This is a genomic window from Falsiroseomonas bella, from assembly GCF_003173615.1.
Taxonomy (GTDB): Bacteria; Pseudomonadota; Alphaproteobacteria; order Acetobacterales; family Acetobacteraceae; genus Falsiroseomonas; species Falsiroseomonas bella.
Map to the genome: position 1 here is coordinate 165113 of NZ_QGNA01000003.1, position 15122 is coordinate 180234.

Consider the following 15122-nt stretch of genomic DNA (forward strand, 5'->3'; position numbering starts at 1 on the left):
CGCGGCGATGCGCCGCGACGGAGGCAGACATGATCCAAGTCCGGATGCTGCTTACAGCGGCCGTTCTGGTCGCTGCCATGCCCCGGCCGGGAGGGGCGCAGTCCTACAGTCCGGGCCTCGATCCCGGTTGTGCCCGGGAGCGGGACGGAGTGCTGGCCGAGGCTGGCACGCCGGGGATGCTGCGCATCCTGGCCTTCGAGGCACTGGAGGTCTGCGTGGCCGAGCACGCCATCGCGGAGGCCGGCGCCCGCAGCCAGTCCGCCGCGCCGGCGACGGCCCGGGCTCTCGCGGCCTGCGCGGCGGAGCGCCAGGCATTCTGGGCGGAGGAGACCACGCCCGGCATCCTGAAACGCCTGACGGGCGAGGCGCTGGATCGCTGCCTCGACCGGAGGATGATGGAGCAGGCGAGGGTCAGCGCACGCTGAAGCCGGGCACCGGTTTTCCCCAGATCCGCTTGCCGCATAAGATATATTATGGAAAAAAAGAAGCTGGGGAAAAGGCGGTGGAAAGCGCGGCCGCCGGGCCTCTCAGGCCTCCGGCACCTGCAGCACCATGCCGTCATGGCCGGGCTCGATCCCGGCCGGCAGGTTCGCGCGCAGCCAGGCCCAGTCCAGGTCGATGCCCATATGCGTCAGAATGGTGCGCCGCGGCTTCAGGCGCGCCGCCCAGTCGCAGACAAGCGCGACATGCGCGTGCACCGGATGCGGCTCGCGCTGGAAACAGCCGACCACCCAGGTGTCCAGCCCTGCAAGGGCCGCCAGGCTTTCGGCCGGAAAAGCCAGCACGTCGGTGCAATAGGCGAAGCCGCCGATGCGGAAACCCAGCGTCTCCATAACCCGATGGTCCTGGCGAAGTACGCGCACCGCGATCCCGGCCATGTCCACCACCTCCCCCGGCGCGATCGGCCGAGGGGTCAGCGACGGGCGGTAGAAGCCCTGCGGCGGCGGCGGATGGAAGGCGTAGCCGAAGCGGCTGCGCAGCTCCGACAGGGTCAGGTAGGTCCCGAAGGCGTCAATGGGGCCGCCGCGGATGCGGTTGACGATCCGCAGCTCGTCCAGCCCCATGACATGGTCCGCATGGGTGTGGGTGATGGCCACCGCGTCCAGTCGCCCGATCCCCGCCGCCAGCAGCTGCGCCCGCAGGTCCGGCCCGGCATCGATCAGCAGCCGCCGTCCCTCGCCATCCTCCACCACGGCGGCGCTGCGCGTGCGCCGGTTGCGCGGCTCGGCCGGATCGCAGGCGCCCCAGTTTCCCCGGCCATCGGCGCCCCCGAGCAGCGGCACGCCGCCGGACCCGCCGCAGCCGAGGAGCGTGACGCGGATCACGCGGCCGCCGACCTCTGGAACAGACGGTGAAAATTGGCCGTCGTCAGTTCGGCCAGCGCCGCCATGCCGAGGCCCCGCACCTGCGCGAGCTTCGCCGCGGTGTGGACCACGAAGGCGGGCTCGCAGCGCTTCCCGCGCAGCGGCACGGGCGCGAGATAGGGGCTGTCGGTCTCGACCAGGATGCGGTCGGCCGGCATCTCGGCCGCGACCGCCCGGTTCTCCTCCGACTTCGGGAAGGTCAGGATCCCGCTGAAGGACACGTAGCCGCCGAGGCGGATCGCCGTCCGTGCCAGTTCCGGCCCGGAGGAGAAGCAATGCAGCAGGAAGGGGAATCTTCCCTGCTCCGTCTCCTCCGTGAGGATCGCCGCAATGTCGGCATCCGCGTCGCGCGCATGGATCACCAGCGGCAGGCCGGAGACGCGCGCGGCGGCGATGTGGCGCCGGAAGCTTTCGGCCTGCGCCGGACGCGGCGCCTTGTCGTAGAAGTAGTCCAGCCCGGATTCGCCGATGCCGATCACCCGCGGATGATCCGCCGCGCGCAATATCTCGTCCACCCCCGGCGGCTCGCGCTCGCCGGCATTGTGCGGATGGATGCCGACGGTGGCGAAGACGCCTTCGTAGGTCTCGGCGATCCGCCGCACCGTCGCGGCCTGCTCGCCGAGCCGCGTGCCGATGGTGACCATCCGGCCCACGCCGGCCTCCCGCGCGCGGGCGACCACGGCGGCCTGTTCCTCGCCCTGGAAATGGTCGAGGTGGCAATGACTGTCGACAAGCATGGTCAGGCGGCGGCCTCGATCTTCGCGAAGAGCGGCGCCGGCGGCGGCAGGGCGAGGCCGCCGGGCAACGGCACCGCGAGGTCGCCGAGCCCCCTCGCCTGCTCCGGCACGCCAAGCTGGTCCAGCAGCTTCGCCATGCTGCCGGGCATGAAGGGCTGCAGCAGCGTCGCGAAGGTCCTTAGCGCGTCGTGCAGGTGGCGCAGCACCGCCTCCATCCGCGCCGGATCGGTCTTCTTCAGCGCCCAGGGCGCCTGCTCGGTGATGTAGCCATTGGCGTCGCGCACCACCGACATCACCGCCTCAAGCGCCAGGTGGAATTCCTGGCGGTCGAGATGCGCGGCCACCTGGCCGGCCAGCGCATCCAGCTGCGCGCCAAGCCCGGCATCGCCCGGCGCCCGCGCGGCGGGCGCTGGCAGCTTCGCATCGCAATTCCGCTGGATCAGCGAGAGCGTTCTGTTTGCGAGATTCCCGAGCGCATTCGCCAGTTCGCCATTGTTCCGCCCGATCAGCGCGGCGCGGGAGAAGTCGCCATCCTGGCCGAAGGGCACCTCCCGCAGCAGGAAATACCGGATCGGGTCCAGCCCGAACTCCGCCACCAGCGCCACGGGGTCGATGACATTGCCGAGGGACTTCGAGATCTTCTGTCCCTCGTTCGTCCACCAGCCATGCGCGAAGACGCGCTGCGGCGGCGCGATGCCCGCGGCCATCAGGAAGGCCGGCCAGTAGATCGCGTGGAAGCGGACGATGTCCTTCCCGACGAAGTGGATATCGGCCGGCCACCATTTCTGGAAAGCTTCAGGATCAGCGGGATAGCCTGCGGCCGTGATGTAGTTCGTCAGCGCATCCAGCCAGACATACATCACATGCGCCGCATCGCCCGGCACCGGAACGCCCCAGCGGAAGGAGGTGCGGCTGATCGAGAGGTCGCCGAGGCCAGATTTAACAAACGCAATCACTTCGTTGCGACGGCTCGCAGGCAGGATGAAGTCCGGGTTGGCCTCGTAATGGGCCAGCAGCCGCTCCTGCCAGGCCGACAGGCGGAAGAAATAGGATGGCTCCTTCACCCAGGCGACCGGCGCGCCGCTCGGCGCATATTTCACGCCGTCGCGCTCGGTGAGCTCGTCCGGGCCGTAGAAGGCCTCGTCCCGCACGGCGTACCAACCCTCGTAATGGCCGAGGTAGATCTCGCCATTGGCGACCAGCTTGTCCCACAGCGTCGTGCAGGCCAGCTTGTGGCGGGCCTCGGTCGTGCGGATGAAGTCGTCGATCGAGAGGCCCATGGTCACGGCCAGGTCGCGGAAATGCTGGCTCACCTGGTCGGTGAAGGCCTGCGGTTCCATCCCGGCGTCCTGCGCGGCCTTCTCGACCTTCTGGCCGTGCTCGTCGGTGCCGGTGAGGAAGAAGACCTCCCTACCCTGCAGCCGGCGCCACCGCGCCAGCACATCGGCCGCCAGCGAGGTGTAGGCGTGGCCGATATGGGGCTTGTCGTTGACGTAGTAGATCGGCGTCGTGATGAAGCAGGGCCGCCGATCGGTTCCGGTCTCGGGCACGGTGGTCTTCCGGGTTCTGCCGCCAGGGCTCAGCGCCGCGGCGGGGTGAGCCAGCCGAGGGCGGTCAATACGGCCTGCTTGCGGTCGAGGCTCAGCACGTCCGTCTCGGCGGCGAGGCGGCCGAGGCTATCCCACAGGGTGGACCACTCGGCAAGCGGACGCAGCGCCAGCCACCCCGGCGCCGCGCCGCCGCGGGCCGCCTGCCGCACCGCCCCCGAGATCGCCTGGCGCAGCAGCGCCATGAAGGTGACGAAGGCGCTGCCGTCGCGCTTGGCCGCGACCTGGTCGGCGACGGCATGCCAGCGGCGCCAGTCGCCCGTGGCGAGCCCGGCCAGCACGCCATCCACCAGTTCCTGCAACGCGAGCCCCTCGCCTTCAGCCAGCGCCAACGCCTGGCCGGGCGAGCCCTCCGCGATCGCGGCCAGCCGCACCCGGTCGGCCGCCGGCATCTCCGGCCGCTGGCGCGCCAGCACGGACGCAGTCTCGACCTCGCTGAGCGGGGCGAGGTCCAGCCGGCGGCAGCGGCTTCGGATGGTGGGCAGCAGCCGGTCGGGGGCAGGCGTCGTCAGCATCAGCACGGCGCGCGGCGGCGGTTCCTCCAGCGTCTTGAGCAGCGCATTCGCCGCTTCGCCGCGCATCGTCTCGGCATGGTCCACCAGCACGAAGCGCCAGGCGCCCTCCCCTGGCGTCAGCGCCAGTTTCTGGATGGCACGGCGGACATCCTCGATCTTGATCAGCGCCCTCACGCCGCTGCCGGCTTCCGGCCGGAGCGCGAAGAGGTCGGCGTGGCTGCCGGCGGCGACGCGGCGGAACACAGGGTTCTCGGGCGGCAGGTGCAGCGGTGGCGCGCCGGGCGTGGGGGGCTGGTCCGCGCCGCCGGCCAGCAGCCAGCGGCCGAAGCGATAGGCGAGCGTCGCCTTGCCGATCCCGGGCGGCCCGGCGAGCAGCCAGGCATGCGGCAGCCGCCCGGACCGCGCGGCGGCCTCCAGCACGGCCGCGGCCGCTTCGTGGCCAACCAGGTCGGGATTGGCGCGGACCGGAAGGTCCTCGTCCTCCTCGAAGACAACGGGCTTCGGCGCGCGCGCCATGGCTCAGGCGGCGCGGCCGAGGCGCGCGGCGACGGTCGAGAGGATGTCGGCGAAGACCGCCTCGGCCGGACGCGCCGCATCGAGCACGGCGCAGCGATGGGGCTCGGCGGCGGCTATTGCGAGGAAGCCGGCGCGCACCCGGGCATGGAAGCCGCCATCCAGCCGCTCATAGCGGTCCGCGGCCGCGCCGCGGGCCATGGCGCGCGCCATGCCGGCCTCGGGCGCGATGTCGAGGATCAGCGTCAGGTCCGGCGCCAGACCTTCCAGCGCGAGCTCGGCCAGACGTCCATAGACCTCTCCCGCCACGCCCTGGCCGTGGCACTGGTAGGCGCGGGTGGAGTCCGCGAAGCGGTCGCAGACCACCCACATCCCGGCCGCGAGCGCGGGCCGGATGGTGGCGACGACATGCTCGCGCCGGGCGGCGAACATCAGCATAGCCTCGGCGACGGGGTCGAAGCCCTGGCCTTCCAGCAGCACGCTGCGGATCGCCTCCGCCCCGGCCGAGCCGCCAGGCTCGCGGGTGAGCAGCACCGGCAGCCCCTGCCTCGCCAGATGCGCGGCAAGCCAGCGCGCCTGGGTGGACTTCCCGCCGCCCTCGCCGCCTTCGAAAGTGATGAAGCGCCCGCGCGTCACGCGCCGTGCCCCATGCCGCGCGCCGTCACGCCGCTCAGCCGCCGAACCAGCGCCCGATCACGGCAGGGATGCGCGGGAGCAGGCCCAGGCGGTCCACATCGGCGCCGGCGATCAGCGGCACCGTCATCTCCGGCACGCCCTGCCCGCTCACCAGCAACCGCCCGATCTCCTGCCCCTTGGCGACCGGCGCCGGGATCGGCGCGTCGAAGCGCACCTTCGCCTGCAGGCTGGTGCGCCAGGCGCGCGGCATGGTCAGCACCAGGTCGCGCCCGGTCACCAGCGGCACCGTCGGCCGTTCGCCCAGATACACGGGCACGTCCTCGACCGTGTCGGCGGCGCGGAACATCACGACGTTGTCGAACTCCCGAAAACCCCATTCCAGCAGCCGCGCGCTCTCCTCCGCCCGCGCCCGCATCGAGGGCAGGCCGTTCACCACCAGGATCAGCCGCCGCCCGTTGCGGATCGCGCTCGCGGTGAGGCCATAGCCCGCTTCCTCCGTATGGCCGGTCTTGAGGCCATCGGCGCCGGGCACGCGCGCGAGCGTGGGGTTGCGGTTCTCCTGGGTGATGTCGTTCCAGCGGAAGCTGCGCTCGTTATAGAAGCGGTAGTATTCGGGGTGGTCGCTGATGATGCGCCGGGCCAGCGTGGCCAGGTCCCGCGCGGTCATGCGGTGCTCCGGGTCCGGCCAGCCGGTGGCGTTGCGGAAGACGCTGTCGCGCAGGCCGATCCGGCGGCCGACCTCGTTCATCAGCTCGGCGAATTGCTGCTCGGAGCCGCTGATCCCCTCGGCCAGCACGATGCAGGCGTCGTTGCCGGACTGGACGATGACGCCGCGCGCCAGGTCCTCCACGCTGATCTGGCTGCCGATCTGGACGAACATCTTGGACCCGCCCATCCGCCAGGCCCGCTCGCTGACCGGCAGCTGCTGGTCGAGGCGGAGTCGGCCCTGCTTCAGCAGGTCGAAGACGACATACATCGTCATCAGCTTCGACATAGAGCTCGGCGGCATCCGCTCCTCGGCGTTCTTCTCGAGCAGCACCGCGCCGGTGTCGAAATCGATCAGCAGGGCCTGACGCGCCTGGGTGTCCACCGGGCCGAGCGGGCTGCTGGCGGGCGTGGAGGGCGGCGCGGCGGGCGGCGCCGGGCGCTGCGGGCGCCGCTGCTGCGCGAGCGCCTCCCCGGCCAGCAGCGGGCTGCCCGCGAGGCCCGCGGCAGCCAGCATCACGTCACGACGGCGCATCGCCCATCCCCCAAGCACCGGCCGGGCGAGCCGGCGCGTCCAACGACTCGCGCTCAGTCCACCAGGATCCTGGCTTCCGATACGCCCGCACGGAGAGTCCGCTCAAGCGCGCGATCGGCCTCCGCCACGCTGGCGAGGGGGCCGATCCGCACGCGGAAGCTTTGCCGGCCGCGCGGCCCGATCGCCTCGACCCCGCCGCCGATGCGCGCCGCCTGCTGCTGCGCCAGGTCGCGCCGGCCGAAGGTCGCGGCTTCCACATAGAGCCGGCCGGGCTGGGCGGGAACGCGCGCCACGCGCTCCGGCAGGCGCGCGGGCGGCGCGCCCGAGGCCGGTGCCGCAGCGGCGGGCGAGGCGGCCACGCCAGGAAGCGCCCGCGCCTCCCGCACCCGCGCCGCCTGCGCCGCGCCGGGCGGCGGCGCCAGGTCTTCCCGCTGCACGGGGCCGAGCGGTGCCGTCGCCACGGCGAGGCGCGGAGCCTCCTCGTTCGGCAGGCCGGCGGCCAGCGCCTGGCTCGCCTCCGGCGCCACGGCGATCCGCACCTGCGCCGCGCCTCCGGGGCGGAGCCCGATCAGCTCCGCCGCGCGGCGCGAGAGCTCCACCATGCGGCCGGGATTGGCCGGGCCGCGGTCGTTCACGCGCACCTCGATCTCCAGGCCGGTCTCCAGGTTGGTCACGCGCAGGATGGCGGGAAGCTGGAGCGTGCGATGGCCGGCGGTCAGCGCCTGCGGGTCATGCACCTCGCCATTGGCGGTGCGGCGCCCGGCCCGCGTGTCGGCGGCGACGCTGGCCAGGCCGGTCTGCACCAGCCCGAAATCCTCGCGCGGATAGGACCATACGCCGCCGAGCTGGTACGGCGCGCCAACCATGTAGCGCGGCTGCGGCGTGGGTTGCGGCGCGCAGGCGGCGATGCCGGCCAGCGGCAGCAGCAGCAGCCGGCGGCGGCCGGGGCCTGCCATGCCGCCTCAGGCCACCCTGTCGGAGAGAAGGCCCACCGCGAGCGCATAGAAATTGGAGGGATTATAGCGCCGTATCACGTTGAAGTTCGGGTAGATCGCGAAGGCCTGCCCGCTCGCCCCGCCCGGCAGGAGGATCGCCGTCGGAAGGTCGAGCGCGGGCAGCGGCGCGCCATCCGACCGTCGCACGCCGCGGCGCGCCCATTCGCGGAGCGGCTTCGTATTGTCCCGCCGCGCCTCATCCGGGTCGAAGCCGGCCGGCAGCGCGACCTCCCTTCCCCAGAGCTGGTCCTCGCGCCAGCCGGAGCGCGCCAGGTAGTTGGCGATCGAGCCGAGCGCATCGGCGCGGCTGTCCCAGATGTCGCGCCGGCCGTCGCCATCCAGGTCCACGGCGAGACGGTCGAAGTTCGAAGGCATGAACTGCGGATGGCCCATCGCCCCGGCCCAGGAGCCGCGCATCCGGTCGGCCGAGACATGCCCGCCGTCCAGGATCTTCAGGGCGGCGATCAGCTCGTTGCGGAAATAGGCGGAGCGGCGGCCGTCCCAGGCCAGCGTCGCGAGGCTCTGGATCACGTTGAAGTTACCCGTGAAGCCGCCGTAGTTCGTCTCCAGGCCCCAGATCGCGACGACCACGCGGGGCGTGACCTTGAAGCGGTCCTGCACGGCTTCAAGCGTCGCGCGGTTCTCGACATAGGCGCGGCGCCCGCCCTCGATCCGCGCCTGGGAAAGGCGGGCGTCGCGGTACTGCTCCCAGGTCTGGGTGAATTCGGGCTGGCGCCGGTCCAGCTCCAGCACGCGGTCGATCGGCCTGAGGCCGGACAGCGCGCGCTGCAGCGTCGCCTGGGAGACGCCGGCGGCCCGAGCATCCCGGCGCACGCCGTCCAGGAACGCGTCGAAGCTTTGCGTGGCCGCAAGCGCGCCGCCCGGCAGCGCGGCAAGGGCGGCGGTGAGCGCGAGTCGCCGTGTGATGGGCATGGCGGCTGGATGCCACAGGCGCGGCCGGCAGGGCAAACGCCGATGCAGCCTCGCGCCTGGGACAGACCGCACATGGGGGATACGTCCCGTGCATGACGCCGGCGCGGCGGCCTCGTTACCGTCGCTCGCATCGGGCCGGCGTCCTCCGCCCTGCGGTTGCGCGCCAAGACGAAGGGAGACGTCCATGCGGCACGCCGCGATCGCCGCAGCACTCGCCGCCGGCTGGCTCGCCATCGGCGGCCAGCCCGCGCTGGCGCAATCCGACGATGCCGCGACGATTGCCGAGTTGCGCCGCCAGCTCGAAGCCATGCAGCGCCGGCTGGACGCGCTGGAAGCAAGGCAGCGCCAGCCCGCCGCGCCGGCGGTGGCCGGCGCGCCTTCCCGTCCCGCGCCCGCCCCCGCTGCACGCGCACCCCGTCCGCCTCGGCCCGCGGCGGCGCCGGCGCCCGTGGTCGCCGTGCCGGCCGCCGCCGCCCCCTCGCCTGCCGCGCTGGAGGAAGCCGCGCGCCAGGCCGGGCGGGAGGCAGCGCTGGAGGCGCTGCGCTCCGACCTGCCCGGCATCGCCTTCCGCGTGCCCGGCACCGAGACGCAGGTGCGGCTCTATGGCTTCATCAAGCTGACCTCCTGGCACGACTTCGACAGCCGCAACCAGACCGACGCGCCGCCGCCGGCGACCATCCCGCTGCAGGGCAGCGTCGCGGCGATGCAGGGCGGCGACTATGGCATGACCGCCCGCTTCAGCCGGATCGGCGTGGACACGCGCAGCGAGACCGGCTGGGGCCGCGTGGAGACGCGCATCGAGGGCGATTTCGGCGGCGGGCCACCCACCTCCAACAACGCCGTGTTCCGCCTGCGCCAGGCCTGGGCCGAGCTGACGCTGCCCGACAACGACTGGCGCGTGCTGATCGGCCAGACCAACAGCCTGTGGAACGAGGGCCTGTTCGAGACGATCATCGACGCCACCAACCTCAACCAGTCCTTCGTCCGGCAGGCGCAGCTCCGCCTCACGCGGGTCTGGGCCGATCCGGCGCTGAACCGCACCATCACCGGCCAGGTCGCGCTGGAGGCGCCGGAGACGAACTATGTGGGCGTCGCCGGCCTGGTCACGCCGACCCAGAACACCGACGGCAGCGCGAGCCCGGCCATCAACACCGCGCCCGACCTGCATGTGCGGCTGGGCTGGCGGCAGGACGGGTGGGAAGGCGCGCTGCGCGGCATGCTGCGCCAGCTCTCCATCAACACCAGCGGCACCACCGCGCCCGCGCCGCAGGGCGAGCAGGACACGCTTGGCTGGGGCGTGGCCGGGCATCTGCGCATGCCGATGAAGGTCATCGCGCCGGCCTTCGGCCCGGACGAGCTTATCGGCATGGCCTTCGTCGGCCAGGGCATCGGGCGCTACTTCTTCGGCAACACCGGCGGGCCGGACGCGATCACCAATCTCGGCCTCGCCTCGGCCGCCTCGGGCTTCGACATGGAGGCGATCCCGTCCTGGGGCCTGACCGGCGCCTATCGCCGCTTCTGGACCACGCAGCTGCGCAGCAACTTCAGCTATTCCTGGTCGAAGCTCGACTACCCGGACTATGCGCGGCAGTTCACGCCGGGCTCCTCCTCGGCGCTGGCGCTCAACGACCAGCTGCAGCAGGTCTTCGCGAACCTGATCTGGAGTCCCTTCGCGACGCTGCGCGCGGACGGGTCCGTGGACACCGGCTGGCTCGATATCGGGGTGGAGTACCTCTTCACGCGGCGCGACCTGTTCGGCGGCGCGGCGGCCGCGATGGGGGCCGGCGGGATCGGGCACGGCATCCAGAACCGCGTCCTGTTCGGCGCCGTCGCCCGCTTCTGAGCCGCCGCTCGCCCGGCCCCTTCCGCGGGGCCGCCGCCTCGGTCTATGCCGGCACGGACGGATGGGTGGCCGAGTGGTTTAAGGCAGCGGTCTTGAAAACCGCCGTGGGTGCAAGCCCACCGTGGGTTCGAATCCCACCCCATCCGCCAGTTCCCTGAGGCGTCCCGCTCTCCGACAGACCGACCGCCGCGCTGAGTGCCAGGTCTCCTGGGGTTTTCCGGGCAGACCTGTTGACTGGCCCGGGGCGGAGACTCCCGGAAATCGCTCTCCGGAGGCCACCTCTCTCCGGACCTCCTGACTTAGCCGATTTAGTACGGAACTCAAAAACCGAGGTAAAAGGCCGGTTTCAGCGCGGTCGCCACTCGCCCTGCTTCGAGCCCCACTTGCCCGAAATCCGTACTTCGAGAGCGAATACTTTGGTACGGCGGTGACCCATCGATCCAGACGTTTCGTTTCACAGATTGGGGCGGAGCTCGTAGACGTAGGTGGCTTCATCGATGCCCACGTGCTGCAGAAACGTCTTGAAGACACCGGGACTTACTGGATCGCGCGTCGGCAGGATGAAGGCTCGTTTATCGGGGCCACAACCAGTCGCGCCGCCGGACTGGTCGGGCCCGATGCCCCTGTAGATCTCCCGCAGCACGGGATCCTTCGCAGGGCCCGATGAAGGCCAGAGGCGCCTTCAGCGCGCCGGTGCTGACGCCGGTGACGAGCTTGAACTCATGGCGCGTGCCGGTCTCCGTCCAGCCGACCAAGACGCCCGCGCCGAAGGCGCCGTAGTCGCTGCGCCCGACAGGGCGAAGAAATGCGCCGGCGGCAAGCGGCGAAGGTCGCCGCCTGGCGCGAGCCCAAGATGCCGCGCCTCCCGCCCCAACGCCGCGAACACCTCGGCGCGCAGTGCATCCAGCTGGGAGTCGACCCAAAAGCGCGCATTCGGAATACCGGGTATCGTGGCGCTGTCCTGAAGGGGCACCAGGACCGCGGCCTAGCGCCGGATCGCGCCGCAGGCTGGCAGCGCGAAGGCAAGGACCAGTGCACCCCGGCGGCGAAGCAGCCGGCTCGGAGCGCCTGCGCTGTCGCGGCGGGCCTCAGCCGTGTCCGATTACCCCTGTGTCGCGTTCGGCGCGTCCCGAAACGATGCCCCTCCATGGCTCTCCCCGTTCTGCTGCCCGCGCGTCAGGCTTCCGAACGGACCTCGATGCGCCCCGCCCGCACGGCGGCGACCATCGCCTCATGGTCGCGCTCGGCCTGGTCGGCATAGGCGGCGGCGAAATCCGCCATCGCGTCCTCGAAGGCCTCGCTGTCGCCCATGTAGCTGCTGAGCATGACGGGATCGCCCGACCGGCAATGCGCCCGCGCCATCCCTGTGTAGCGCGCATAGACCTTGGTGCCCGAGGGAACCGCCACTTCGATCTGCGGCTTGATCTTCACGTCGTTCAGCTGCCGGACATAAAGGTTGAGATAGCCCTTGCCCGCGCCGGTCAGCCAGCCGAGGAACATGTCGCTCGCCGACTGCATCAGCCGCTGGCCGCGCACCACGCGCTCGCCCGGATGCGTGACAGGGCTTGCGCCGGCATAGGGCTCGAGCACGGATCGCCGCGCCTCCTTCACCTGCAGGAACAGCGGGTCGCCTGGTCCAACAACACCGTCCGCGTCCTCGCGCGCAATGTGTCGAACACCAGCATCGACCTCGCCGCGGCGACGCTGTCGGTTCAGGTGACGAAGCGAAGGGTGCCGTGACGACTCTGACGCCGTCGGGGTTACTTACCCGCACCCGGCCAGCCGCGGGCGCCATCACCCGAGGTCCGCATGGCGGAGCCTGTCAGGGCAGGCGGGCAGCTTCGATGTCGTTCTCCGTAGGCAGGGAGCGTCTGAGCTACACTATCACCCCACCGGGGTGGTCGTGCTGCGGCTGCGCTGATGCCGCTCGCCGAGCCAGCCGCCGAGCAGGCCGGCAAGGAACGGCACGAGGCCGCCCGCGAGCAGGTTGCCGAGCGTGAAGGCGCCGCCCAGAAGCAGGCTGAGTGCCACTGCAAAGGCGGCCGAGATTGCGGGCTCGACAACCGTACGGCCGGCTGAGCGGGCACCGACGATGAAGCCACCGACGACGAAGCTCAGGAACGACAGCACTGCCGCCAGCAGCAGGCGCAAGCCACCTCCATAGGACGGAGCGCTCGGAGAGGGCGCAGCAGGATCGGCCGGAACCGCGACCGAGTCGCCTAGCAGCGGCAGGATAAGCAGCCCGGAAACGAGGCTCAGACCGAGCATGATTGCCGTGCCGATTCCGATCCAACGCCATGTGTGGACGGCCCCCTCGATGCAAGGGCATTTTGCGTGTGACGGCGCCGCGGTCGGGTTGCGGTCATGTGTCCGGCCTGTCTGTGCGGTACGAATGACCGCTGGCCCTGATGCAGTCCGCGACCCAGCTCCCAATCAATCCATCGCGTTCGAGGACGCCAAGCGTTAGGTCGCGTGGACAAACCTGCGGCTGAGGGATTCACAGCCGGACGCGGGCGTGATTCCACGCTGATCTCTGGGATGGAGATCGGCGTTGATCCGCGGGCTGCTGACGGACGAGGAGTGGTCCTTCTTCGAACCCTTCGTCGTGTCAGCCAGCCCGCTCGGCGGCCGGCCAGCGCGTGACCACCGGCGAGTGCTCGACGCCATCTTCTGGATCGCGCGCACTGGCGCGCCGTGGCGTGACCTGCCGGCCGAGCTCGGCAACTGGAACTCGGTGTTCCGTCAGTTCCGTCGCTGGACGGCGTCGGGCCTGTGGGACGTGATGCTGGAAGCCTTGGCCGATGGCGGCGGCAAGGCCGACCTCCTGCAGATGATCGACAGCACCAGCATCCGGGCGCACCACTGCGCCGCCGGCGGAAGGGGGGGAATCATCGACAGGGTCTTGGCCGCTCGCGAGGTGGCTTCACGAGCAAGCTCCACATCCGCGGCAATGCGCACGGCCTGCCCATCGCCTTGCACGTGACCGCCGGGCAGGAGGCTGACTGCTCGAACTACGACGCGCTGATGGAGGCGCGCGACAGCGACCCCGCCATCATGCTCGGCGACAAAGGCTACGACAGCGACCCGATCCGGCAGGATCTGCGCGACCGCGGCGCCGTGCCGGAGATCCCGACCAAGCGGAACCGCCACGTCCAGCACTGCGTCAGCCGGCCCCTCTACGCGCTGCGCAGCCGCATCGAGTGCTTCATCAACCGCCTGAAGAACAGCCGTCGCGTCGCCACCCGCTACGACCAGACCGCCGACAGCTTCCTCGGCTTCGCCGCCCTCTCTTCGATCCGTCTATGGATCAGGTTTGTCCACGCGACCTAGTCGGGTTTCTGCCGGGTCCCGGTCTCGACCGGTTGTGCCATCACTCCGCTTCGCCCCTACGCCCCTGCCGGCCGCGGCATCTCCGGCGGGGAAGCCCTGACCCTCCCTGCTCAGGCCGCCGCTGCAGCGGCGATGGGCGTCGTCGGCGCCCGATAGGCCTCGCCGCGACGCAGCATCGCCCAGATGACGCGCGCGGTCTTGTTCGCGATGGCGATGGCCACGACCTTCGCCGGCCGGCGCTCCAGCAGCCGCGCCAGCCAGCTTCCGGCTTCCTGCGGCCTCTTGCTTCGAATCACCGCGATGGCGCCGATGAACAGCAGGCGCCGCAGGTAGGTGTCTCCGGCCTTGGAGATGCCGCCCTGCCTCGCCTTGCCGCCGCTGCTGTTCTGACGTGGCGTCAGCCCCAGTGCCGACGAAAGGTGGCGGGCGGAGGTGAAGTTGGAGGCATCGCCGATCGCAGCGACCACCGCCGAGGCCGTGATCGGCCCGACGCCGGGGATCCTGGCCAGTCGCTGGCTGGCTGCATTGCCCTTGTGCCACTCGATGATCAGCGCCTCGAGCTCTTCGATCTGCGCCTCCACCGCCTCGATCTGAGCGGCGAGGCAGCGCAGCGAGGCCCGCGCCAGCGGGGGGATCTTGGTGTCCTCCATCCCGACCAGTTCTGCCACAAGATCGGAGACGCGGTGGATGCCCTTGGCGGTGACGATGCCGAGCTCGGCCAGGTGGCCGCGGAGCGCGTTGACCAGCGCGGTGCGCTGCCCGACCAGCAACTCGCGGGCGCGGTGCATCATCAGCGCCGCCTGCTGCTCCGGTGTCTTGATCGGCACGAAGTGCATGTTGGGCCGCGTGACCGCCTCGCAGATCGCCTCGGCATCGGCGGCGTCGGTCTTGCCGCGCTTGACGTAGGCCTTCACGTAGGTCGGCGGCAGCAGCTTAACCTCGTGCCCAAGTGCGGCGATCTCGCGCGCCCAGTGATGGCCGGTGCCACACGCCTCGATGCCGACCAGCGTTTTGGGCTGCGCTTCGAAGAAGCGGAGCACCTCGCCGCGGCCGAGCTTGCGGCGCAGCACGACCTGGCCGGCGGCGTCGACCGCATGCACCTGGAAGAAGTTCTTCGCGATGTCGAGACCGATGGTGACCGGGACGGCCTTTCCGGTAGTCTTCATGGCGGACGGCTCCTCTCGCTCGATGCCTTCAACAGCTCCGAGCTTGGCACACAGATGCCGCTCAGGGGCCGTCCACCCCATCAATCCAGGTTTCTGTTCATTGGGTTCGCTTCAACCTCACCTCGTCCAATTTCCCGCTGAACTACCGCTGACTTCTTGCGCAGCATCTCAGTCCTCGTCCGGCAGGCGATACTCGGAAAAGGCGCACGCACGTTGTGCCATCATCGGCAGGTTGATGCAGAT

The 15122-nt window shown here is 70.9% G+C and carries 15 protein-coding genes and 1 tRNA gene; 4 read left to right on the forward strand and 12 right to left on the reverse strand.

Going from position 1 to position 15122, the window contains the following annotated elements; all coding sequences use genetic code 11:
• Nucleotides 1-29 precede the first annotated feature (29 nt).
• Nucleotides 30-425 (forward strand): hypothetical protein, encoded by a 396-nt coding sequence (locus DFH01_RS13315; RefSeq protein WP_109870972.1) that lies wholly within the window; start codon nucleotides 30-32, stop codon nucleotides 423-425.
• A gap of 102 nt (nucleotides 426-527) precedes the next feature.
• On the opposite strand, the gene DFH01_RS13320 is transcribed toward DFH01_RS13315, so the two are convergent.
• Genes DFH01_RS13320 through DFH01_RS13355 form a run of 8 tightly spaced genes read right to left on the reverse strand, consistent with a single transcriptional unit; the run spans nucleotide 528 to nucleotide 8540 of the window.
• Nucleotides 528-1322, reverse strand: a complete 795-nt coding sequence (locus DFH01_RS13320; protein WP_109871602.1) for an MBL fold metallo-hydrolase — start codon at nucleotides 1320-1322, stop codon at nucleotides 528-530.
• Nucleotides 1322-2101: a TatD family hydrolase gene (locus DFH01_RS13325; protein ID WP_109870973.1), complete on the reverse strand. Its 780-nt coding sequence runs from the start codon at nucleotides 2099-2101 to the stop codon at nucleotides 1322-1324. Before DFH01_RS13325 ends, DFH01_RS13320 begins: the two co-directional genes overlap by 1 nt.
• Before the next feature lie 2 nt (nucleotides 2102-2103).
• Nucleotides 2104-3651 (reverse strand): methionine--tRNA ligase, encoded by a 1548-nt coding sequence (metG, locus tag DFH01_RS13330; protein WP_109870974.1) that lies wholly within the window; start codon nucleotides 3649-3651, stop codon nucleotides 2104-2106.
• A gap of 29 nt (nucleotides 3652-3680) precedes the next feature.
• On the reverse strand, nucleotides 3681-4739 hold the full coding sequence (locus DFH01_RS13335; protein WP_109870975.1) for a DNA polymerase III subunit delta': 1059 nt from the start codon (nucleotides 4737-4739) through the stop codon (nucleotides 3681-3683).
• A gap of 3 nt (nucleotides 4740-4742) precedes the next feature.
• Nucleotides 4743-5372: a dTMP kinase gene (gene tmk, locus DFH01_RS13340; RefSeq protein ID WP_109870976.1), complete on the reverse strand. Its 630-nt coding sequence runs from the start codon at nucleotides 5370-5372 to the stop codon at nucleotides 4743-4745.
• 34 nt (nucleotides 5373-5406) lie between these two features.
• Nucleotides 5407-6612, reverse strand: a complete 1206-nt coding sequence (locus DFH01_RS13345; RefSeq protein WP_109870977.1) for a D-alanyl-D-alanine carboxypeptidase family protein — start codon at nucleotides 6610-6612, stop codon at nucleotides 5407-5409.
• A gap of 53 nt (nucleotides 6613-6665) precedes the next feature.
• A complete protein-coding gene (locus DFH01_RS13350) occupies nucleotides 6666-7568 on the reverse strand; it encodes a septal ring lytic transglycosylase RlpA family protein (protein WP_109870978.1) in 903 nt (300 codons plus the stop codon).
• A 6-nt stretch (nucleotides 7569-7574) separates the two neighbouring features.
• Nucleotides 7575-8540 (reverse strand): lytic murein transglycosylase, encoded by a 966-nt coding sequence (locus DFH01_RS13355; RefSeq protein ID WP_109870979.1) that lies wholly within the window; start codon nucleotides 8538-8540, stop codon nucleotides 7575-7577.
• 184 nt (nucleotides 8541-8724) lie between these two features.
• Here DFH01_RS13355 and DFH01_RS13360 point away from each other — a divergent pair, with 184 nt between their 5' ends.
• Both DFH01_RS13360 and DFH01_RS13365 read left to right on the forward strand, forming a co-directional pair.
• The gene (locus tag DFH01_RS13360; protein WP_109870980.1) at nucleotides 8725-10383 is read left to right on the forward strand and encodes a DcaP family trimeric outer membrane transporter; all 1659 of its coding nucleotides are present in this window, start codon (nucleotides 8725-8727) and stop codon (nucleotides 10381-10383) included.
• Nucleotides 10384-10442: 59 nt separating this feature from the next.
• Nucleotides 10443-10532, forward strand: a tRNA-Ser gene (locus tag DFH01_RS13365).
• 305 nt (nucleotides 10533-10837) lie between these two features.
• Here the strand turns inward: DFH01_RS13365 and DFH01_RS28215 are convergent.
• The 3 genes from DFH01_RS28215 to DFH01_RS13380 form a co-directional block, all read right to left on the reverse strand.
• Nucleotides 10838-11026: a hypothetical protein gene (locus DFH01_RS28215; protein ID WP_158287749.1), complete on the reverse strand. Its 189-nt coding sequence runs from the start codon at nucleotides 11024-11026 to the stop codon at nucleotides 10838-10840.
• Nucleotides 11027-11559: 533 nt separating this feature from the next.
• The gene (locus tag DFH01_RS13375) at nucleotides 11560-12099 is read right to left on the reverse strand and encodes a DUF2252 family protein (RefSeq protein WP_109870981.1); all 540 of its coding nucleotides are present in this window, start codon (nucleotides 12097-12099) and stop codon (nucleotides 11560-11562) included.
• Between the two features lie 168 nt (nucleotides 12100-12267).
• Complete coding sequence (locus tag DFH01_RS13380) at nucleotides 12268-12534, reverse strand: hypothetical protein (RefSeq protein WP_109870982.1); 267 nt, start codon at nucleotides 12532-12534, stop codon at nucleotides 12268-12270.
• Between the two features lie 382 nt (nucleotides 12535-12916).
• Between DFH01_RS13380 and DFH01_RS13385 the strand changes: the two genes are divergently transcribed.
• Nucleotides 12917-13713, forward strand: a protein-coding gene (locus DFH01_RS13385; protein ID WP_109870983.1) for an IS5 family transposase whose coding sequence is annotated in 2 segments (ribosomal slippage) — nucleotides 12917-13259 and nucleotides 13259-13713 — 798 coding nt in all. Because the reading frame shifts where the segments join, the coding sequence is not laid out codon by codon here.
• A gap of 110 nt (nucleotides 13714-13823) precedes the next feature.
• Here the strand turns inward: DFH01_RS13385 and DFH01_RS13390 are convergent.
• Nucleotides 13824-14879 carry an IS110 family RNA-guided transposase gene (locus tag DFH01_RS13390; RefSeq protein WP_109870984.1) on the reverse strand — a complete coding sequence of 352 codons (1056 nt, stop codon included), beginning with the start codon at nucleotides 14877-14879 and terminating at the stop codon, nucleotides 13824-13826.
• Nucleotides 14880-15122: the final 243 nt, after the last annotated feature.